Annotated in this window: 19 protein-coding genes; 11 read left to right on the top strand and 8 right to left on the bottom strand. The window is 69.2% G+C overall.

From position 1 onward, the window contains the following. Window position 1: 1 nt before the first annotated feature. From R0232_RS23810 to R0232_RS23760, 11 genes are all read left to right on the top strand, one after another. A complete protein-coding gene (locus tag R0232_RS23810; protein WP_431509630.1) occupies window positions 2-1,252 on the top strand; it encodes a CaiB/BaiF CoA transferase family protein in 1,251 nt (416 codons plus the stop codon). Then, on the top strand, window positions 1,249-2,412 hold the full coding sequence (locus R0232_RS23805; RefSeq protein WP_431509629.1) for an acyl-CoA dehydrogenase family protein: 1,164 nt from the start codon (window positions 1,249-1,251) through the stop codon (window positions 2,410-2,412). The genes R0232_RS23810 and R0232_RS23805 overlap by 4 nt, the downstream gene beginning before the upstream one ends. A 28-nt stretch (window positions 2,413-2,440) precedes the next feature. Beyond that, on the top strand, window positions 2,441-3,466 hold the full coding sequence (locus tag R0232_RS23800; RefSeq protein ID WP_431509628.1) for an acyl-CoA dehydrogenase family protein: 1,026 nt from the start codon (window positions 2,441-2,443) through the stop codon (window positions 3,464-3,466). 26 nt (window positions 3,467-3,492) lie between these two features. Next, window positions 3,493-4,290: a crotonase/enoyl-CoA hydratase family protein gene (locus tag R0232_RS23795; RefSeq protein WP_431509627.1), complete on the top strand. Its 798-nt coding sequence runs from the start codon at window positions 3,493-3,495 to the stop codon at window positions 4,288-4,290. 62 nt (window positions 4,291-4,352) lie between these two features. Continuing rightward, window positions 4,353-5,192 carry a helix-turn-helix domain-containing protein gene (locus tag R0232_RS23790; protein WP_431509626.1) on the top strand — a complete coding sequence of 280 codons (840 nt, stop codon included), beginning with the start codon at window positions 4,353-4,355 and terminating at the stop codon, window positions 5,190-5,192. Window positions 5,193-5,281: 89 nt separating this feature from the next. Beyond that, window positions 5,282-6,178: a DMT family transporter gene (locus R0232_RS23785; RefSeq protein WP_431509625.1), complete on the top strand. Its 897-nt coding sequence runs from the start codon at window positions 5,282-5,284 to the stop codon at window positions 6,176-6,178. Between the two features lie 24 nt (window positions 6,179-6,202). Continuing rightward, window positions 6,203-6,928, top strand: coding sequence for an alanyl-tRNA editing protein (locus R0232_RS23780; protein WP_431509624.1), 726 nt, complete (start codon window positions 6,203-6,205; stop codon window positions 6,926-6,928). Between the two features lie 7 nt (window positions 6,929-6,935). Beyond that, window positions 6,936-8,072, top strand: a complete 1,137-nt coding sequence (argE, locus tag R0232_RS23775) for an acetylornithine deacetylase (RefSeq protein WP_431509623.1) — start codon at window positions 6,936-6,938, stop codon at window positions 8,070-8,072. 55 nt (window positions 8,073-8,127) lie between these two features. Then, on the top strand, window positions 8,128-8,778 hold the full coding sequence (locus tag R0232_RS23770; protein WP_431509622.1) for a DNA-3-methyladenine glycosylase I: 651 nt from the start codon (window positions 8,128-8,130) through the stop codon (window positions 8,776-8,778). Window positions 8,779-9,162: 384 nt separating this feature from the next. Then, a complete protein-coding gene (locus R0232_RS23765; protein ID WP_431509621.1) occupies window positions 9,163-10,761 on the top strand; it encodes an Ig-like domain-containing protein in 1,599 nt (532 codons plus the stop codon). A gap of 135 nt (window positions 10,762-10,896) precedes the next feature. After that, window positions 10,897-11,964: a hypothetical protein gene (locus R0232_RS23760; RefSeq protein WP_431509620.1), complete on the top strand. Its 1,068-nt coding sequence runs from the start codon at window positions 10,897-10,899 to the stop codon at window positions 11,962-11,964. A gap of 69 nt (window positions 11,965-12,033) precedes the next feature. Here R0232_RS23760 and R0232_RS23755 read toward each other — a convergent pair whose 3' ends face one another. The 8 genes from R0232_RS23755 to R0232_RS23720 form a co-directional block, all read right to left on the bottom strand. After that, window positions 12,034-13,812 carry a tannase/feruloyl esterase family alpha/beta hydrolase gene (locus R0232_RS23755; protein ID WP_431509619.1) on the bottom strand — a complete coding sequence of 593 codons (1,779 nt, stop codon included), beginning with the start codon at window positions 13,810-13,812 and terminating at the stop codon, window positions 12,034-12,036. A 137-nt stretch (window positions 13,813-13,949) separates the two neighbouring features. Continuing rightward, window positions 13,950-14,852, bottom strand: coding sequence for an SDR family NAD(P)-dependent oxidoreductase (locus tag R0232_RS23750; RefSeq protein ID WP_431509618.1), 903 nt, complete (start codon window positions 14,850-14,852; stop codon window positions 13,950-13,952). A gap of 39 nt (window positions 14,853-14,891) precedes the next feature. Further along, window positions 14,892-15,833 (bottom strand): 3-keto-5-aminohexanoate cleavage protein, encoded by a 942-nt coding sequence (locus R0232_RS23745; RefSeq protein WP_431509617.1) that lies wholly within the window; start codon window positions 15,831-15,833, stop codon window positions 14,892-14,894. 36 nt (window positions 15,834-15,869) lie between these two features. Then, window positions 15,870-16,589 (bottom strand): ABC transporter ATP-binding protein, encoded by a 720-nt coding sequence (locus R0232_RS23740; protein ID WP_209543521.1) that lies wholly within the window; start codon window positions 16,587-16,589, stop codon window positions 15,870-15,872. Continuing rightward, window positions 16,586-17,341 (bottom strand): ABC transporter ATP-binding protein, encoded by a 756-nt coding sequence (locus tag R0232_RS23735; protein WP_398492067.1) that lies wholly within the window; start codon window positions 17,339-17,341, stop codon window positions 16,586-16,588. The genes R0232_RS23740 and R0232_RS23735 overlap by 4 nt, the downstream gene beginning before the upstream one ends. Beyond that, complete coding sequence (locus tag R0232_RS23730; protein WP_431509616.1) at window positions 17,338-18,630, bottom strand: branched-chain amino acid ABC transporter permease; 1,293 nt, start codon at window positions 18,628-18,630, stop codon at window positions 17,338-17,340. Before R0232_RS23730 ends, R0232_RS23735 begins: the two co-directional genes overlap by 4 nt. Before the next feature lie 17 nt (window positions 18,631-18,647). Next, window positions 18,648-19,589 carry a branched-chain amino acid ABC transporter permease gene (locus tag R0232_RS23725; protein ID WP_208509039.1) on the bottom strand — a complete coding sequence of 314 codons (942 nt, stop codon included), beginning with the start codon at window positions 19,587-19,589 and terminating at the stop codon, window positions 18,648-18,650. Window positions 19,590-19,705: 116 nt separating this feature from the next. Further along, window positions 19,706-20,971 carry a branched-chain amino acid ABC transporter substrate-binding protein gene (locus R0232_RS23720; RefSeq protein WP_431509615.1) on the bottom strand — a complete coding sequence of 422 codons (1,266 nt, stop codon included), beginning with the start codon at window positions 20,969-20,971 and terminating at the stop codon, window positions 19,706-19,708. Window positions 20,972-20,981: the final 10 nt, after the last annotated feature.

Below are 20,981 nucleotides of genomic sequence, written 5' to 3'. Positions count from 1 at the left end.
GATGAAGAAGCCCGCTGCCGATGCGCCCGTGCCCGGCGCGCTCTCGCACATCCGCGTGCTCGATCTCTCGCGCGTGCTGGCCGGCCCCTGGGCCAGCCAGACGCTGGGCGACCTGGGCGCCGAGGTCATCAAGGTCGAGCGTCCCGGCCGTGGCGACGACACCCGCCTGTGGGGCCCGCCCTTCCTCAAGGACCGCGAGGGCGCCGACACGCGCGACTCGGCCTACTACTTGTGCGCCAACCGCAACAAGAAGTCGGTGGCCATCGACTTCACCACCGCCGCCGGCCAGGCGCTGGTGCGCGAACTTGCCAAACGCTGCGACGTGCTGATCGAGAACTTCAAGGTCGGCAGCCTCGCGCAGTACGGCCTCGACCATGCCTCGCTGCTCGCGCTCAATCCGCGGCTGGTGTATTGCTCGATCACCGGCTTCGGCCAGACCGGCCCCTATGCCGAGCGCGCCGGCTACGACTTCCTGATGCAGGGCATGGGCGGTCTCATGAGCATCACCGGCCGCGCCGACGGTGAGGAGGGCGCCGGCCCGGTCAAGGTGGGCGTGGCGCTCACCGACATCCTCACCGGCCTCTATGCGAGCACCGCCATCCTGGCCGCGCTGCAGTCGCGCGACCTCAGTGGCGTGGGCCAGCACATCGACCTCGCGCTGCTCGACGTGCAGGTGGCCTGCCTCGCCAACCAGGGCATGAACCACCTGTACGGCGGCCGGCCCAGGCGCATGGGCAACGCGCATCCCAACACCGTGCCCTACCAGGACTTTCCCACGGCCGACGGCCACATGATCCTGGCCATCGGCAACGACGGCCAGTTCGCGAGCTTCTGCCGCGCCGTCGGCCAGGCCGGGTGGGCGAGCGATGCGCGCTTCGCCACCAATGCCGACCGCATCGCGAACCGCAGCGCGCTGATCGCGCTGATGCGCGAGGTCACGGTCACGCGCGGCACCGCCGAATGGATCGCGCTGTTCGAGCGCGTGGGCGTGCCCTGCGGTCCCATCAACACCATCGCCGACGTGTTCGAGGACCCGCAGGTGAAGGCGCGCGGCACGCAGATCCGCATGGCGCATCCGGTGGCGGGCGAGATCCCGCTGGTGGCCAGTCCGCTGCGGCTGTCGCAGACCCCCGTGCAGTACCGGCGCGCGCCGCCCACGCTCGGGCAGGACACGCGCGAGGTGCTGGGCGATCTGATGGGCCTGTCGGCGCAACAGATCGGCGACTTGACGAACCAAGGAGTGATTGCATGAGTGGAGCCCTGAGCTCGCTGTCGATGACGGCGATCCCGCCCGAGGACGAGGCGCTGCGCGCGCCCGTGCGGGCCTTCCTGGCCGAGGCGTTGAAGGACGTGCCGGCCCCCGTGCGCGCGCGCTCCTGGTCGGGCTACGACGGCGCCTTCAGCCGCGCGCTCGGCGCCAGGGGCTGGCTCGGCATCACCTTGCCGACCGAATACGGCGGCGGTGGCCGCAGCGCCTTCGCGCGCTACGTGCTGGTGGAGGAGTTCCTCGACGCCGGCGCGCCCGTCGGCTCGCACTGGATCGCCGACCGCCAGAGCGGCCCGCTGATCCTCAAGTACGGCACCGAGGCGCAGAAGCGCTTCCACCTGCCGCGCATCTGCCGCGGCGAATCCTTCTTCTGCATCGGCATGAGCGAGCCCAACGCCGGCTCCGACCTCGCGAGCGTGCGCACGCGCGCCGTGAAGGGCGCCGACGGCTGGACGCTCAACGGCCAGAAGATCTGGACCACCAACGCCCACCACTGCCAGTACATGATCGCGCTGGTGCGCACCTCGGGCGAGCCCGAGGACCGGCACAAGGGGCTGTCGCAGCTCATCGTCGACCTCTCGCTGCCCGGCGTCACCGTGCGGCCGATCGAGGACCTCTCGGGCGACTCGCATTTCTGCGAGGTCTTCTTCGACAACGTGCAGCTGCCCGCCGATGCGCTCATCGGCGCGGAGGGCCACGGCTGGGAGCAGGTCACGGCCGAGCTGGCCTTCGAGCGCAGCGGCCCCGAGCGCCTGTTCTCGAGCATCGTGCTGTTCGACGAGTGGCTGGCCTTCGTGCGCACCGAGGCCGGCCGCACGCCCTCGGCGGTGCGGCTCGCGGGCCGCATCATGGGCCAGCTCGCGCCGCTGCGCGCCATGTCGCTCGCCGTCACGCGGAAGGTGGCCGAGGGCGGCAGCCCGGTGGTCGAGGCCGCGCTGGTCAAGGACCTGGGCACCGGCGTCGAGCAACTGATCCCGGCCGCCATCGCCGACGACCTCTACGGCCGCGCCGACGGCACGCCCGTGCCGCTCGAGCTGCTGCTCACTCTCGAATACGTGACCCAGGTCGCGCCCTCGTTCTCGCTGCGTGGCGGCACGCGCGACATCCTGCGCGGAATGATCGCGCGCGGCCTCGGCCTGCGCTGAGCCCGCGGCGCCCACAAGGAAGCAAAACATGGAAGACATCTACGCCGACGCCCTGCGCGGGCTGCTCGAGGACTGCTGCACCCTGCGCCATGTGCGCGAGATCGAGGCCGGCGGCCCGGCGGGCGCGTTGTGGGAAGCGATCGAAGCCTCGGGCTTCGCCAATGCGCTGTTGCCCGAATCGGTGGACGACGGCGCGGGCCTGACCCCGGCCGACGCCTTCGCGCTGCTCGAACTCTGCGGCCGCTTCGCCGTGCCCGTGCCGCTGGCCGAAACCATGACCGCGCGCGCCCTGCTCGCGCGGGCCGGCGTGCGGCGCCCCGGCGGCAGCATCGCGCTGGCCATGGGCAGGCTCGGCGCCGATGGCGCGCTGCACTGCGAGCGCGTGGTCTTCGGCCGCGTCGCCGACTGGGTGCTGGTGCAGGTCGAGGGTTCGCCGTCGCGCTGCCTGCTGCTGCCCGTCGATGCGGCCGAGGCCACGCCGGCCGTCGCGCCGCTCGATGCCGGCCTGCGCTGGCCGGCCGATGCGCTGGCGGCCGCGCCTTCCTTCGAGGGCGGCGAGGCCCTGCGCCTGCACCAGGCACGGCTGATTGCGGCCCAGCTCGCGGGCGCGCTGTCGGCCGTGTTCGAACGCACCCTGCAGTACGCCAACGAGCGCCAGCAGTTCGGCCGCGCCATCGGCAAGTTCCAGGCGATCCAGCACCAGCTCAGCGTGATGGCCGAGCATGTGTTCGCCGCGCGCATGGCCGCGCAGATGGGCTGCACCGCTGGCGGCGCGCAGGCGCTCGCGCCCGATGCGCTGCGCGTGGCCGTCGCCAAGGCACGCACCAGCGAGGCCGCGCTCGAGGTCGCGGCCCTGAGCCATTCCATCCACGGCGCCATCGGTTTCACGGCCGAGTTCGACCTGCAGGTCTACACGCGCCGCCTGCATGCCTGGCGCCAGGCGGCCGGTGCCGAATCGCACTGGCACGATCTCATCGGCACCTTGCTCGTCGACGGCCGCTTCGAGCGCTCGCTCGACCTGCTGCGCGCCGCCACCGATCCCGTCGCGGCCTGACCGCCCTTATCCGGAGACATCACCCCATGGACAGCTTCCTCCAATCCCGGCGCGATGGCGCCATCCTCGTGCTCACCATGAGCCAGCCGCAGACGCGCAATGCGCTCACCGGCAACAGCGCGGTCGAGGAGATCGTGCAGGCCTGCGCCCAGGTCACGCGCGACCGCGGCATCCGCGTCGTCGTGCTGACCGGCGCCGACCCCGTCTTCAGCTCGGGCGGCAACGTCAAGGACATGCAGCGCTACGAGAAGGAGGGCCTCTCGCCCGAGGTCATCCGCGAGGAGTACCGCAACGGCATCCAGCGCCTGCCCAAGGCGCTCTACAACCTCGACGTGCCCGTGATCGCCGCCGTCAACGGCCCCGCGGTCGGTGCCGGCCTCGACCTCAGCTGCATGTGCGACATGCGCATCGCCTCCGAGAAGGCCACCTTCGCCGAGAGCTTCGTCAAGGTCGGCATCGTGCCGGGCGACGGCGGCGCATGGCTGCTGCCGCGCGTGGTCGGCATGTCGAAGGCCTCGGAGATGGCCTTCACCGGCGATGCCCTCGACGCGCAGGAAGCGCTGGCCTGCGGCCTGGTTTCGCGCGTGGTGCCGCACGAGCGGCTGATGGAGGAGAGCCTCAAGCTCGCCGCGCGCGTGGCCGCCAACCCCGGCGGCGTGCTGCGCATGACCAAGCGGCTGCTGCGCGAGGGCGAGCGCAGCACGCTCGAATCGCTGCTGGAGATGTCGGCGGGCTACCAGGCCATTGCGCACATGACGAGCGATCACCGGGAGGCGGTGCGGGCGTTCATCGAGAAGCGCAAGCCGGTGTTCGGGAACGACTGACCAATCCGGCGACCCGGTGGCGTATCGACTTTCGCCGCCGGAGATGATCGAATGCCATCCCGATGGCCAAGCTCGATCCGCTGAACACCTCGCGCTACTGGCATGCCCCCGACCTGCCGGGCATGGACCTGCTGCATGCGGACTTCAGGACCCACGAGTACGCACCGCATGTGCACTACTCCTTCGTGATCGCGGTCACCGAGGCCGGCGGTTCGGAGTTCACGAGCCGGGGCCGCACCGGCATCGCGCGGCCGCGCTCGCTGCTGGTCTTCAATCCGGCCGAGCCGCACTCGGGGCGCATGGCGGGCAGCGAGCGCTGGCGCTATCGTTCCTTCTATCTGGCCGATGCGGGCATCAGGCATCTGATGAACTCGCTGGGGCTGGACCAGACTCGCTACTTCGCATCGAACACCATCGACGATCGGCAGCTCGTCGACAGCTTCCTCGCGCTGCACCAGGCCTTCGACGGCGACGGCCTGCCCGGTGATTCGCTGCGCCGGCAGGAGTTGTTCGTGCAGGGCTTCGGCACGCTGTTCGAGCGCCATGCCCTTGCCGGGCAGCGCGCGCTGCCGATGCCCGGAGGTGCAGACGTGCTCGCGCCGGTGCTCGAACTGCTGCACGACGCCTATGCCGAGAACCTGAACCTCGAGCGGATGGCGGCCGTTGCCGACCTCACGCCGTTCCAGCTGATCGGCGCCTTCAACCGCACGATCGGCCTCACGCCCCATGCGTACCTCACGCAGTTGCGGATCCGGGCCGCCATCGGCCATCTCGCGGCGGGCCGGCCGCTGACCGATGCGGCGATCGCGAGCGGCTTCTACGACCAGAGCGCGCTCACGCGGCACTTCAAGCGCACCTTCGGCATGACGCCGTTGCAGTACGTGCGCGCCCGCAAGGGCTGAGCGCTTCCCGCAATTTTCGCCAATACGCCGGCGCGTTCGCCGGCCAGGATGCGTGCCACGGCTTCGGCCTTTTCGCCACGGCACGCTCCATGACCACGACCCTCGCGCTTCCCGCCGCCACGCGCGGCCAGTTCCTCTCCTTCGCCGCGTTGCTGCTCGGCGCGGCCGCGCTGGCGCTGGGCGGCGTGTTCCTGCGCCACAGCGAGCTGCAGCCCACGGCCAGCGCGGTCTACCGCGTGGCGCTCGCGATCCCGGTCTTCTTCCTGCTCGATGCACTGGCGGCGCGCGCCGAACCGGCGCCCCGGGCCGCGGCGGCGTTTCCGGTCAAGCTGGTGCTCGTCGGCTTCATCTTCTCGGGCAACCTCGCGCTCTACCACTGGTCGATGACCCTGACCACGCTGGCCAATGCGAACCTGCTCGCGAACCTCGCACCGATCTTCGTGGTGCTCGGGGCGCGGCTCTTCCTCGGCAAGAAATTCAAGCGCGGCTTTCTCGCCGGCATGCTGTGCGCGCTGGCCGGCGCCTTCCTCCTGATCGGCCATCGGCTCGACTTCGGCTCGGGCCGCATGGCCGGCAACCTGCTGGGCCTGCTGTCGGCGGTGTTCTACGGCAGCTACCTGCTCGCGGTCAGCCTCGTGCGCTCCAACCACCGCACCATGAGCGTGATGGCCTGGAGCAGCCTCGGCACGCTGGTCGTGCTGCTGCCGGTCGCGTTGCTGCGCGGCGAATCGCTGCTGCCGCACACGCTGCATGGCGTGCTGATGCTGCTCGCACTGGCGCTGGTGTCGCACGTGGGCGGGCAGGGCCTGATCGCCTATGCGTTGGCCAGGCTGCCCGCGGCGCTGTCCTCGATCACGCTGCTGGTGCAGCCCGTGATCGCGACGGTGCTCGGTGGCTGGCTGTTCCACGAGTACCTGAGCCTCACCGAGTTCGCCGGCGGCGCGATCATCCTGATCGGCATCGTGACCGCGCGGCGATTTTCCTAGTTCCTCCGCCAGACCGAAGATCCGATGTCACTCTATCTCTGCCATCTAGACCCCGATTGCCTGCGCTTCGAAGCCGGCGTGATCGCGCGCCGGCCCGACGCCGTGTTGCTCGACCGCTCGTATTTCTATCCGGGCGGTGGCGGCCAACTGAGCGACCGCGGCACGCTGCAATGGAAGGGCGGCGAATTGCGCGTGGAGCGCATCGAGACCGAAGGCGCCAACGCCTGGCACTGCCTCGCCGGGGGCGAGACCGCGCCCGAGTCCGGCGCGCGTGTCGTTGCGAACGTCGACCCCGCGTTCCGCTTCCTGATGAGCCAGCTGCACACGGGCCTGCACATCCTCAACGCGCTGGTCTACCAGCGCTTCGAGGGCTCGCTGGTGACCGGCGTGCAGATGGCGGCCGACGGCACGGCCCGCATCGACTTCGACCTGCCCGCCGCCGACAACAACGCGTTGCGCGCGCTCGAACCCGAACTCAACGCGCTGATCGGCGACGGCCTGCCGGTCAACGTGCTGTACCTCGATGCGGCCGCACTCGCACGCGAGCCCGGCCTGCTGCGCAGCCGCTCGGTCGCGCCGCCGCGCCAGGACGACGGCATGACGCGCATCATCGAGATCGCGGGCCTCGACCGACAGGCCTGCGGCGGTACCCACCTGACGAAGACCTCGCAATCGGCATCGCTGCGCATCCTCAAGATCGAGAACAAGGGGCAGCACAACCGGCGCATCCGCATCGGCCTGGCCGCGTAGGGCCGGCATGACGACGGTCGAGATCCTGCGCGCGCTGGTCGCCTTCGACACCACCTCGCAGCGCTCCAACCTCGACCTGATCGACTGGGTGGCCGACTATCTCGCGGCCCACGGCGCGGATGTGCACCTCGTGCGCAGCGACGATGGCCGCAAGGCCAACCTGCTCGCGCGCGTCGGTCCCGATGCGGCGGACGGCATGGTGCTCTCGGGACACAGCGACGTGGTGCCGGTGGCGGGACAGTCGTGGCGCTCCGAGCCCTTCGCGCTGGTCGAGCGCGAGGGCCGCTTCCATGGCCGTGGTGCGGCGGACATGAAGGGCTTCATCGCGGCCTGCCTGTCGGCCGTGCCCGCATGGCAACGCGACAGGTTGAAGCGCCCGATCCATCTCGCGTTCTCGTACGACGAGGAGATCGGCTGCCTCGGCGTGCCGCGCCTCGTCGACAGCCTCAAGGCGCGCGTGCAGGCGCCCGCGCTCGCGATCGTCGGCGAGCCCACCGGCATGCGCATCGGCGTGCGACACCGCGGCTTCTTCGGCCATCGCGCGCTGTTCAGCGGGCTGGCCGCGCATTCGAGCGATCCCTCGCTCGGCGCCAGCGCGATCGAACCCGCGGCGCATCTGGTCACGCGCCTCGCGCGGCTGCGCCGCAGCCTCGATCGGCAAGGGCAGGTGGCCACGCTCAATGTCGGGCGCATCGACGGTGGCAGCGCGATCAACATCGTGCCGGGCTGCTGCGAGGTGCTCTGGGAGTTCCGCCCCGAGGACGAAGCCGCGGCCGAGCGCGTGCGCGCCGCGGTGCGCCGCATCCTCGCGGCCCTGCCCGCGGGCGTGAAGGTCGAAGTCGAGCAGGTGGCGGGTGTGCCCGCGTTGTCGGCGCAGGGCAGCGAGCCGGCGGTCGCGATCGCGCGCACGCTCGGCGCGCTGTGGCCCGAAGCCGAGTTGCCCTTCGGCACCGAGGCGGGATGCTTCCAGCAGGCCGGCATCCCTACGGTGGTGTGCGGGCCGGGCTTCATCGCGCAGGCGCATCAGCCCGACGAATGGATCGCGGCGGACCAGTTGCGTGCGGCCGATGGCTTCATGGCCTCGGTGGGGGCGTGGGCGACGCGCGACATGGCCGGGCGGTTGCACGCGAGCCGGCGTGAATAGAAAGACCGGAACCGGCGAGGCACGCGCGAGCGCACTTCGCGACAATGCCATCCCCATGGACCTCGCACCCGATGCCTCTCCCGCCGCCGACGACGGCCTGATCCAGTCCGCCGACGGCCGGCGCCACTGCGCCTGGCACCCACAGATGCCCGACTACCACGCCCACGAGTGGGGCCGCCCGGTCGGCGACGACCGCACGCTGTTCGAGAAGATCTGCCTCGAGGGCTTCCAGTCTGGCATGGCCTGGATCACCATCCTGCGCAAGCGCGAGGCCTTCCGCGCGGCCTTCGCCAACTTCGAGATCGACGAGGTGGCGGCCTTCGGCGAGAAGGACATCGAGCGGCTGATGGCCGACGCCGGCATCGTGCGCAACCGCGCGAAGATCGTCTCGGCGATCAACAACGCGAAGCGCGCGCAGGAACTGATCGCCGAGGCCGGCTCGCTGGGGGCATGGTTCTGGCGCTTCGAGCCCGCGCCGAAGGATCGGCCGGCCGTGGTCGACATCGCCTACTACCGCGCCAACCCGACCACGCCGGCGTCGCAGCGCATGTCGAAGGAACTGAAGCAGCGCGGCTGGACCTACGTCGGCCCGACCACGCTCTATGCGCTCATGCAGGCGATGGGGTTGGTCAACGACCACATCGAGGGCTGCGCCTGCCGCGCGGCGGTGGAGGCGGCGCGCGAGCGCTTCGTACGGCCGCGCTGAAGCGCTTGGTGCCTGAGCCTTTCGGTCGAGCGACGTCAATCCAGATTGACCGCTTGGCCGCCATTTGGTTGTTTATTGCAAACAGGCCGCTTGCAATGGATAAGAAAAATCCAGTGATCTGCACACGCTGATTAATTGCATGGACTTACGCGATTAACATTCGCGACGCGCCCCGGAGAGGGGGGCGCTTTTTCCCAATTACAAAGAGGAGTCATCGTGTTGAAAAAGACATTGGCCGCCGCCTGCGTGGCCACGCTGCTTGCTGCCTGCGGTGGAGGCGGCGGCGGGGGTGGAGGTGCTTTCCCGCCGTTTCCGGCACCTGCACCGGCACCTTCCCCGGCGCCCGCACCGGCTCCTGCAGCCGACACGACACCGCCAAGCGTCGTGGCCTTCAATCCCACGGCCAGCACCGACGTTCCCCGCAACACCGAGATTTCGGCCACCTTGAGCGAAGCCCTGTTGGCAACGACGGTGACCGACGGCAATCTCCGCATCACGCGTGCGGGCACCGCGGTTCCGGGCTCGCTGAATTACGACGCCACGAGCCACAAGGTTTCCTTCGCGTCGGCGAAGGCGCTGGACCTGCTGGCCAACTACACCGTGACGGCGGGTACGGGCCTCAAGGATCTGGCGGGCAACAGCCTGGCTGCGGAGAAGTCCTGGTCATTCCGGACGGCCGATGGCAGCTGGGAAGCTCCTCACGAAATCGAGCCGGTGACGGCCATTGCGGGCCATGCCGTCACTGCCCAGGACGGCCAGGGAAACACGGTAGTGGCCTGGACCCGCCAGAGTGCTCTCGGCTTTTTCGAGATCCACACTGCGGTCCAGAGTGCGAGCGGCGGTTGGAGCGGCGCCAGCAGGTTGAGCACGCCCGGAAGCTACAACGCCTTCTTCCCTCAGATCCGCTTCGACAGCCAAGGCAATGGCTTGGCTGTCTGGACGCAGGGGGATGGCACGGGGACCGAAGTGTGGTCATCGCGCTTTGTGAAGGGCACCGGCTGGCAGATGCCGACGCGGCTGGATCGTACTTTCGACACGTCGGGCTATGGCGCTTCGCTCGCAATCGACGCCGACGGCAATGCCTTCGCCGTATGGGGCAAGCGTGAAACGCAGTACGGCAATTCGGATATCTGGGGCGCCCGCTTCACACCGGCCGGCGGCTGGCAGGCGGCGACCCGGCTGGGCAATTCGGCCAACATCGGCAACTACGACCAGGCCGAGCAGCCGCAGGTGGCTGTGGATGCCGCAGGCAATGCCTATGTGTTGTGGGTTCAACGAACCAGCGAGGCACCTGTCTGGGTCGCGCGCTATCAGGCCGGCAGCGGTTGGCAGCCCGCCGTGTCGGTGGGCGCCGTTCGCCTGGGCGAGCCGTCCGGACCGAAGCTCGCTGTTTCCAAGTCAGGTCAGGTGATGGCGCTGTGGAATTCGTTCATTGGCGCGGGGGGCTCGTATCGCTTCGACCTCTGGTGGAGCGTTCTCGCAGCGCCAGGCGGTAGTTGGACGTCGCCGGCCTTGCTCGAGAGCGAAGATGCGGGCCACGCCTTCAATCAGGCGCTGATAGCCGACGACGCGGGCAACTTCCATGCAATCTGGCAGCAGTACGGCTCCGAGTTCAGCAGCGAGATCGTCTATCGCCGGTACACAGCTGGCTCGGGTTGGAGCACCGCCACGACTGTCAGCACGACACATGGGACCTATTACTCGAATCGTCTCCCCAGCCTGGTGGCTGACCGCAATGGCAACCTGATGGCGCTGTGGGGCGTCTATCAATCGGGCTATGGTGGAGACCAAGAGGGCACTTTCGCAAGGCGCTATGTGGCCGGCGAAGGCTGGCGCACTCCGTTTCGCGTCAGCGCTACGGGTGCTACACCGGCAATATCCACCTCGATGGATGTGCTGGTGGATGGTTCCATAGAAGCGACCTGGATGGAGCCTGTGGAATTCCGCAGCAATGGGCCCATTTTTGCGGCTCGGTTCAAGTAACAAGCGCCCGTCCTGATGCTTCCCGAAGCGCGTTCGCGGAGCTGTCTGTCTGACGCGCAGGGCGTTCCTCGGGGTTGATGCGACCCCGGGGATGTCCCCAAAGCACTTTGCAAAACAAACCAAGAGGAGAAGAGGATGAGGAACAACACGTACCGCGCGCTAGGCATCGCGCTGCTTGCCACGTTGACCGCATGTGGCGGCGGTGGCGGTGGAGGAGGCGGCGGTTTCCCGATCGCGCCCATCGCGGTCACCCCGCCACCGGCAACCAATCCCGACCCGGTGCCGCAGGACCCCGTCCTGCCGGCCCTGTCGCTGGACTTCGAGCTGCTGACCAACGAATTCGATCCGGTGAAGCTGCTCGCCGCGCTGAATGCGGAAGGAAGCAAGGGATTCCGCTGGGTCACCTCGCCCAACTTCAAGAACGACCCGAGGCATGTGCTGTCGAAGGACACCAAGGCGGCGGACAAATACATCAATGAATTCCTGGCCGCGGGGCTGTCGCAGGACGACTACCTGACGCAGATCAATGCCAGGGGCGCCCATGGCTTCAGGCTGCTCAACGACGGAACATTGCTGCGCAACAGCGCGGTGAGTGCCTGGTACAGCTACACGCTGGAAACGAGCTTGCGCAGGAACAATTCCAATACCGACCCCAACAACTATCCGGTGAGCCTGGACGGCTTCCTGGCGCAGCTCAATGCGAAGGGTGCGCAGGGCAGTCGATACATCGGGGAAAAGCATTTCGCACCGCTGCCGGACGGCCGTTTCAATATCCAGAGCGTCTATGAGAATGCCGGTGGCGGAGCCTTCCAGTACGAGATGTTGCCGGGGGCCGGAAAGGACGCCGACTTCATCGCGCAGCTGAATGCCCAGGGCGCCAAGGGATTCAGGCTCAACTTCATCGTCTTCCTGAAGAGCGGCGAGACGAAGGCCTTCTACGTGAAGGACAAGGCGCAGACGCCGAAATTCACCTACTGGATCGTCGATCGCCCCGCCGATGCGTCGGCATTCCTGGCCCAGTTGAAGGACAACGCGAGCCGCGGCAAGGCTTTCTTCGTCGACAACTACGCCTCGGGGACCGACAGGGTCGCGGGCCCGGGTTCGTCGGAGCCGGTGCAGAAGGTCATCTACTCGGCTTCCGCGCAATGCCAGGGCGTTCTTTGCGGCGACCTGTATGCGTTCTCGATCATGAGCATCTACTGAAGCCGACCACCGCTTCCACGCAGAAATGGCCCGACATCGGGCCATTTCCTTTTGGGGAGCCTCAGCGCCTCAATTCACGCACTGAAACGACCCCGCCAGATTGACGTCCCCCGACCCCTTGTACTGCGGCCACTTCGGGTAGTCGCACAGCGGCCGCGTGCGCCCCGGCACGCCGGCGGTGTCGGTCGTGACCTGGTTGCTCGGCGCGGTGCCCTTCTCGACCCAGCCCTCGAGCGCGGTCAGCGAGTCCCAGGTGGCGTTGAACACGCTGCTGACCGCATGGCCCAGGCCCGCCACCTCGTAGTAGCGCACGAAGCCGTCGACCTCCGACGGGCCCCAGCGCGACTGCAGGCGCTGGTAGTACTGCTCGGTGGCGCGTGTGCTCACGAGCACGTCGGCCAGGCCGTGGGCGAGCAGCAGCTTGCCGCCGCGCGCCTTGAAGGCCGAGATGTCGGTGCTGGCGTCGAGCTGGGTGCTCAGCGCGCTGATGCGGCTGGCCCAGGGGCCCGGGTCCTCGGGGTCGAGCGACAGCGAATCGAAACTCGCGTCGCGCGTCACCGAGTACTTGATCCACTGGTCGGTCAGCACGCTGATGTAGGGCGCGTTGGCCGGCATCGGGCGCGTGGGCTGCGCGCTGCCGAAGGCCAGGAAGGTCACGGTGGGCTCGAGCGGCGAGGTCCAGGTGCTGATGCCGGGATCGGCGCCCCAGATGTTGTAGCCCGGGTACTGGGTCTCGCCGCTGGCCAGCGCGAAGCGGAAGTTGGTCGCAGTGTTGATGCTCTTCATGGCCGCGATTTGCGCATCCGACAAGCAGCTGTTGCCGGTATCGGCGCCGCCCGCGCAGCGCACGGGCGTGCCCTTGAGCATGGCGGTGGCAGGATCGAAGCGCGCGTTGCACAGGGTCTGGTTGCTGATCAGGCCGTCGGCCACGCCGTCGAGCGCGTCGCAGGTCTCCATGGCGGCGTTGTAGAGCAGCTCGCGCTTGGCGGCGTTGGGGTAGGCGCCGGGCTGCGCCAGCGCGCGGCTCATGCGGTGGCCGCCGAGCAGCGCGGCGGCGTCGTTCCAGGCCGGGTACCAGGCGATGGCGCCGTCCCAGTCGGCGGGCCAGCGCTGGATGGCGGTGACGGCCTCGCGCCCGCCGGTGGAGCCACCCGCGAAGTAGGACTTCGAGGGACTGGCCGCGTAGCGTGCCTGGATGATCGCGAGCGCGGCGTCGTGCGTCTTCTTGAGCGCATCGCCGCCGAAGTTGCGCACGGCCTCGTCGTTGAGGCCGAAGCGGCCGTCCTGCGAGCCGAGCGCATTGGCCTGGTGGCCCGAGTCGCTCGCGAAGGTGGCATAGCCGCGGGCCAGCGGCACGGGCTGGTCGACCGGGCCGTTGGGCACGTTGCCCTTGACGCTGGGAATGCTGCCGTTGAAGCCGCCGCCGCCGAACATCACGACCTTGCGGTTCCAGCTCGTGGGCAGGGCCACGGTGAAGCGGATGTCGGGCGCGCTGGCGTCGACCGGCGAGATCTTGCCCGACACCTCGCAGTACTCGGGCAGCGCGGCCACGCCGGTGCCGGCGGCCGGCACGGTCTTGGTGGCGGTGACGGTGGCGCCCGAGGTCGGCAGGCCGATGGCCGCGGCCGGCACGCTCAAGCCCGGCAGCTGCTCGCAGCTCAGCGCGGTGCTCGATGGCGGCGGAGCGGGGGGTGGGGGCGGTGGGGGTGGCGGCGCGGGCGGCGGGTTGCCCGAGATGGGCAGCAGGAAGCCGTTACCGCCACCGCCTCCGCCGCAGCCCACGAGCGTGGCGCTGACGGCGATGCAGGCGGCGACGGCCAGGACGATGTCGCGATGGCTGGATGTCATGGGTCTCCGATGTCGTTGGTTTTGGGACGCGGCACAGTCTCTCGCGCGCGGGTCCCGAATCCAATGTGCGGGCCGGACACAGCAGGCGGCGTTCCTGTGTGCGCAGCCCATGCCGCGTAAACCCTGAGCGGCGGCCCTCAGTGCGGCAGCGGCACCTCGAAGCCGGCCTTCGAGAGCTCCCACTGGTACTGCTCGAAGCCCGTGCCGGGCACGCGCTCGTCGCTGCGGTCGCGGATCTCGTCCATGCGCGCGGCGACCTCGGCCGCGGTGTCGGCGCTGCCGTCGATGAAGATGCCGCGCGTCATCGTGAGGTGGGCGCTCTCGAAGCTGCCCGCGCCCGCGAGCAGGATGGTGCGCGTGGGCGCGTCCTCGCCCACCAGCGCGACCAGGCCGGGGCTCACGTAGTCGGGCTGCAGCCGTGCTAGCGCCTCGGGCGGCAGCACGCCCTCGGTCATGGCGGTGGCGGCGGTGGGCGCGAGGCAGTTCACGCGGATGTCCTGCCGCTCGCCCTCGAGCGCGAGGGTCTGCATCAGGCCGACCAGCGCCATCTTGGCCGCGCTGTAGTTCGACTGGCCGAAGTTGCCGTACAGGCCCGAGGAGGAGGTGGTCATCACGATGCGGCCATAGCGCTGCGCGCGCATGGTCTCCCACACGGCCTTGACGGCATGCACGCTGCCCATCAGGTGCACGTCCATCACGCGGCGGAAGTCCTCGAGCGTCATCTTCGAGAAGCTCCTGTCGCGCAGCACGCCGGCGTTGTTGACGAGGATGTCGATGCGGCCCCATTCGGCCACGGCGCGCGCGGCCATCGCTTCCATGGCCGCGAAGTCGGTGACGTCGCCGCCGTCCGCGATGGCGCTGCCGCCCGCGCGCACGATCTCGTCGGCCACGGCGCGGCCCGGCGATCCTTCATGCGCGCCGGCCACGTCGTTGACCACCACGCGCGCACCGTGGCGTGCGAGCGCCAGCGCATGGGCGCGGCCCAGGCCGCTGCCCGCGCCGGTGACGATGGCCACGCGGCCGTCCAGTGTCTTGTTCATTGCTGTTCTCGATGAATGAAGAAAAAAGGGGAGCGGGGCTCAGAACGCGACCGCGTCCTTGCCCTTGAGGCCCAGCATCGCGCGCGCCTCGTCGGGGCTCGCGATCTCGAGCGAGAGCTCCTCGAGGATCCGGCGGATCTTGCGCACCTGCTCGGCGCAGGACTTCGCGAGCTGGCCGCGGGCGAGGTAGAGGCTGTCCTCGAGGCCCACGCGCACATTGCCGCCCATCACCGCGCCCATGGTGAGCAGCGGCATCTGGTGCCGGCCTGCGCCGAGGATCGAGAAGCGGTAGCCGTCGCGGCCGAACAGCCGGTCGGCGGTGGCACGCATGGTCACGAGGTTCTCGGGATCGGGCCCGAGGCCGCCGAGGATGCCGTAGATGCTCTGGATGAACAGCGGGCCCTTGACGAGGCCCTCGTCGACGAAGTGCGCGAGGTTGTAGAGATGGCCGACGTCGTAGCACTCGAACTCGAAGCGCGTGCCGCAGTCCTCGCCGAGCACCTGCAGGATGTGCTTGATGTCGCGGAAGGTGTTGCGGAAGATCAGGTCCTCCATGCCCTCGACATAGGGCTGCTCCCAGTCGTGCTTCCATTCGGCGATGCGTCGCGCCGCCGTGTGGATCGAGAAGTTCATCGAGCCCATGTTGAGCGAGCACATCTCGGGCTTGGCCTGCAGCGGGTAGGCCAGCCGCTCGGCCAGCGTCATGCGCGTGCTGCCGCCGGTGGTGATGTTGATGACCGCGTCGGTGGCGGCCTTGATGCGCGGCACGAACTGGTCGAAGACCTTGGGATCGGCCGAAGGGCGGCCGTCGACGGGATCGCGCGCATGCAGGTGGAGGATCGCCGCGCCGGCCTCGGCGGCTTCGATTGCCTGCTCGGCGATCTGGTCGGGCGCGAGCGGCAGGTGCTCGGACATGCTCGGCGTATGGACCGAGCCGGTGACCGCGCAGGAAATGATGACCTTGTCTTGGGTGCTTGTCATGGGATGTGTGGAAGGGATGAAGGATGGGGGGCCACGTCAGACCGCGAGCCACTCCGAGACGAGTTGCTGGTCGGCCTTGAGCGCCTGCGGCGTGCCCTCGAACACGATGCGGCCGTGGCCCATCACGCAGACCCGGGTCGAGACCTTGAGCGCGATCGCGAGCTTCTGCTCGACCAGCACCACCGACAGCCCCTTGCGGTGCATGTCGACGATGCATTCGCCGACCTGGGCCACGATCTTGGGCGCCAGGCCCTCGGTGGGCTCGTCGATCAGCATCAGGAGCGGATTGCCCAGCAGCGAGCGGCACATGGTCAGCATCTGCTGCTCGCCGCCCGACATGCTGCCGGCCTTGGTGTTGCGGCGCTCCTTGAGGCGCGGGAAGTAGTCGAACATCTGCTCGACGGTCCAGCGGTGCGCGCCGGGCACGGCGCGCTGCTCGCCCATGCGCAGGTTCTCGTCGACCGTGAGGTTGGCGAACACCTCGCGTTCCTCGGGCACGTAGCCGATGCCGGCGCGGCACACGGCATAGGGCCGCGCGCCGGCCAGCTCGCGCTCGCGCAGCCGGATGCTGCCCGCGGACGGCGGCACCAGGCCCATGATGGCCTTCATGGTGGTGGAGCGGCCCGAGCCGTTGCGCCCGAGCAGACTGATGACCTCGTTGCGCCCGACGCGCAGGTCGACGCCGTGCAGCACGTGGCTCTTGCCGTAGTGGACGTGGAGGTCCTGAACGCTCAGCAGTGTGTCGCTCGTGCTCATGCCGCCACCTCCTCGCCGAGGTAGGCCTCTTTCACGCTGGCATTGGCGCGGATCTCCTGCGGCGTGCCGGTGGCGATCACCTGGCCGTAGACCAGCACGCTGATGCGGTCGCTCAGCGAGAACACCACGTCCATGTCGTGCTCCACGATCATCAGCGCACGGCCCTTCGTGACCTCGCGGATCAGCTCGGCCGTGTAGTGCGTCTCCTCGGTCGACATGCCGGCCATCGGCTCGTCGAGCAGGATCACCTTCGGGTCGGAGGCCAGCGTCATCGCGATCTCGAGCGAGCGCTGTTCCGAATAGGCCATCTCGCCCGCGATCGTCGCGGCGCGGGCCTGCAGGCGCACCAGCTCGAGCAGCCGCTCGGTCTCCTCGCGGATGGCGCGGTCGCGGTCGATGAAGCGCCAGAAGACGTACTGCAGCCCATGGCGGCGCATGACCGCGAGGCGGATGTTCTCGAACACGGTGAGCTTGGGAAAGATGTTGGTGATCTGGAACGAGCGCGCGAGCCCGAGCCGGTTGATGGCCTGCGGCGTGCGCCCGGCGATCGACTGGCCGTCGAAATGGATGCTGCCGGCCGTGGGCGCGAGCTGGCCCGAGATCAGGTGGAACAGCGTGGACTTGCCCGCGCCGTTGGGGCCGATCAGCGCATGGCGCTCGGCCCCCAGCAGGTCGAGGTCGACGCCGCGCATGATCTCGGTGGGGCCGAAGGACTTGCGCAGGCCGCGGATGCTCAGGATCGGGTCGTTCATGCGGCGCCTCCGGTGCGCTCGGTGAGGGGCGCGGCCTGCGCCGCGGTGGGACCTTCGGCTTCGCGCTGGGCCAGGGTTCGCAGCCGTTGCCGCGCGAAGCGCGCGAGCAGCCCGCCGACCGCGAGCAGCGCGAGCGGCACGGCCCAGGTCGCGAACGACAGCGGCAGCCAGGCGCGGCCCAGGAACTGGATCGGCGGCCAGCCGCCACCCGGTTGCAGGTTGGCGAGCGAGCGGTAGTCCTGCGAGAAGGCGCGCTGCAGCATCTCGATCGCGAAGGCGCCGCCGAAGCTCAGCAGCAGCGCCGCGGCCACCGACAGCGCCATCACCGGCAGCAGCCGGGCCAGGCCGAAGCGCTGGCGCAGCCGCGCGGTGGTGCCCACCAGCCCCGCGAGGCCGGCCGGCATGAACATCATCACCAGCACGAAAAGGATGCCCTGGTAGAGCAGCCACGAGCGCGTGAGGTCCGACACGGCGTAGCCGAAGAAGGTCATGAGCGCGGCGCCCAGGGCCGGGCCGAGGAACACCTGCACGCCGCCGATGTAGGTGTTGAGCACCACCGCGGCCGACAGCGCGGGATCGAACACCACGTAGTTCGCCGATTCGTTCGACACCACCTGCAGCCCGCCCGCGATGCCCGAGAACATGGCCGAGACCGCGAACACCAGCACGCCGAGGCCGTGCACGTTGTAGCCGAGGAAGCGCAGCCGGTGGCTGTTCTCGCGCAGGCCGCAGGTCAGCCGGCCCAGCGGCGTGCGGGTGTAGAGGTAGAGCAGCGCGAGCGACAGCAGCACCCAGCCCAGCGTGAGGTAGTAGACCTCGGTGGTCGTGCCGAAGCCGAAGCCCCAGGCCGGCATGCGCATGGTCGACACGCCGGCCTCGCCGCCGAACAGGCCCTTGAGGTGCGGCGCCAGCGAATGGATCAGCTCGGCGATGGCCAGCGTGATCATCGCGAAGTAGGTGCCGCTGCGCTGGGTGGCGAACCAGCCCGCGATGCCGCCGATGGCCAGGCCGCAGACCGCGCCCGCCAGCGGCATCAGCGGCGTGGGCAGCAGGCCGGCACCGCCGAGCGCGTTCATCGCGTGCACGGTGCCGAAGGCGCCGACGCCGAAGTAGGCCGCGTGGCCGAAGGACAGCATGCCGGCCTGGCCGCACAGCAGGTTGTAGGCGCTCGCGAACAGCGCGGCGATCAGCATCTGGATGGCCGCGTTGAGCAATCCCTGCGACAGCAGGAAGGGCAGGGCCAGCAGCAGCGCGACGCCGGCGGCGAGCAGGGCGAGGGTGGTCTTCATCGTCTCGGCCCTCCCGCTCAGTTCTTCTCGCCCATCAGCCCGCTCGGCCGCACCAGCAGGATCAGCAGCATCAGCGCGAACGGAATGGTGGCCGACAGGCTCGAGAGCTTGAGCGTCATCAGCCCGCCGACGCCGCGCGCCCAGTCGCCCGCGCCGACCAGCGCGAACAGGTCGGCCAGGCTGCGGTCGATGCCCACGGCCAGCGAGGTGATGACGCCGATCAGCAGCGAGGCCAGCATCGCGCCGCCCAGCGAGCCCAGGCCGCCGACCACCACCACCACGAACACCATCACGCCGAGCTCGAGCGCCATGTTGGGGTTGGTGGTGTAGAAGGCACCGGCCACCGCGCCCGCCAGGCCCGCGAGGCCGGCGCCGACGCCGAACACGCCCATGAACACCAGCGGCACGTTGTGGCCCAGCGCCTCGGCCATGCGCGGCTTGTAGATCGCCGAGCGCACCACGATGCCGACGCGGGTGCGCGTGAGCAGCAGGTAGATGGCCACGAACATCGCGATCGCGATGCCGCCCATCAGCAGGCGGTAGGCCGGGTACTGCGCGCCGCCGATGGCGAAGGCCGGCACGTCGAGCGTGGGCGGGATGCGGTAGTCGACCGGGAAGTTGCCGAAGAACAGCTTGATGGTCTCGGCGATGATGAACGACAGGCCGAAGGTCAGCAGCAGTTCGTGCGCATGGCCGTGGTGGTGCACGCGGCGCAGGAAGAAGCGCTCGACCACCACGCCGATCAGGCCGACCAGGATCGGCGCGGCGATCACGGCGGCCCAGAAGCCGATGGTGCCCTGCAGCGTGTAGGCGAAGTAGGCGCCCAGCATGTAGAACGAGGCATGCGCGAAATTGAGCACGCCCATCATTCCGAAGATGAGCGTGAGGCCGGCCGACACCATGAACAGCAGCAGTCCGTAGACGATGCCGTTCATGAGCGAGACGATGAGCTGGTCCATGGGTGTCCTTGCGAGCAGCCGAGGCTGCGCCGGCGGGACGCGCGCGTCCTGCCGGTGAGGGGATTCGGGGAGCGGGGCCGCGCGGCGCGGCCCCGGGGAGGGAAGCGCGCGGGCGCTCAGCCCGGGCGCTTCATCACGCAGCTCGACTGCGCGGGCGTCGAGGCCTCCTCGGCCGTGAAGCGCTTCACCGGCTTGAAGCCCATGTCGGTGTCGTCGGCCTTGTAGCGCGCGTCCTTGGTCACGGTCGACACCACCATCGGCAGCAGCGCCTGGTGGTCGGCCGCGCGCATGCTCATCTCGCCCATCGGGGTCTTGATCTTCGCGGTCTCGATCGCGCGGGCCAGCGCGTTGACGTTGAGCGCGCCGTTCTCGGGCTTGGTGCGCTTGAGCGCATCGGCCACCATCGCCATGCCGAACACGGTCTGCGGCTCGATGAAGGCCGGCGCGTGGCCGGTCTTGGCCTTGTAGTCGGCGACGAAGCGCTCGCCCTCGGCACCGGCGGCCTCGGCGTTGAAGGTGTGGGCCACGAAATGGCCGACCGCGAGATCGCCCGCGTTCGCGATGTTGCCGGGCTGGTCGAGGAACACCGTGCCGAAGCGCACCTTGAGGCCGGCCGACTTCGAGGCCTTCATCAGCAGCAGCAGGTCGTTCGACCAGTTGCCGGTGAGCACCGAGTCGGCCTTGGCGGCGCTGATCTTCGCCACGTAGGGCGCGAAGTCCTGCACCTTGTTGACGTCGTGCAGGGTCTTCTCCACAACCTGGTAGCCGCCGGCCGATGCGTTGTCGACGATGGCGCGCTCCATGTCCTGGCCCCAGGAGTAGTTCTGGTTGATCGCATAGACGCGGGTGCCGAGCGCGTTGGCCTGCTTCATCGCGCTGACCAGCGCCTTGGTGCGGATCTGCGCGTCGCCGCTGAAGCGGAAGTGGTGGAAGTTGCACTTCTCGCCCGTGAGCTCCAGCGCCTCGGCGCCGACGTTGATGTAGATCATCTCCTTGCCGGGATTGCGCAGGTTGTACTTGCGGATGTCCTCGGTGATCTGGCCGCCGATGGCCGAGGAGGCGCCCTGCACGATCAGCTGCACGCCGTCGGCCGCGGCCGCCTTGAGCTTGTCGGCCGCGCCCGCGGGGCCGCCCTGGTTGTCGTACTCGAGCAGCTGCACCGGCTCGCCGTTCCAGCCACCGGCCGCGTTGATCTGGTCGATCGCGAAGCGCACGGCCGTGCGGTAGGCCTGGCCCGACGAGGCCTGCGGGCCCGACAGCGTCTCGAGCACGCCGATCTTCACGGGCGCGGCCGAAGCACCGGCCGACAGCAGGGCCAGCGAGCAGGCCAGGGCCGACGCGGCGGCGTTGAACGAGAGGGGGAAGGGGGCGGATGTGCGCATTGATGTCTCC

Origin of the sequence: Variovorax sp. DAIF25, from assembly GCF_050711835.1 — a bacterium.
Classification (GTDB): Bacteria; Pseudomonadota; Gammaproteobacteria; order Burkholderiales; family Burkholderiaceae_C; genus Variovorax.
This window is presented reverse-complemented; position numbering and strand designations above follow the sequence as displayed.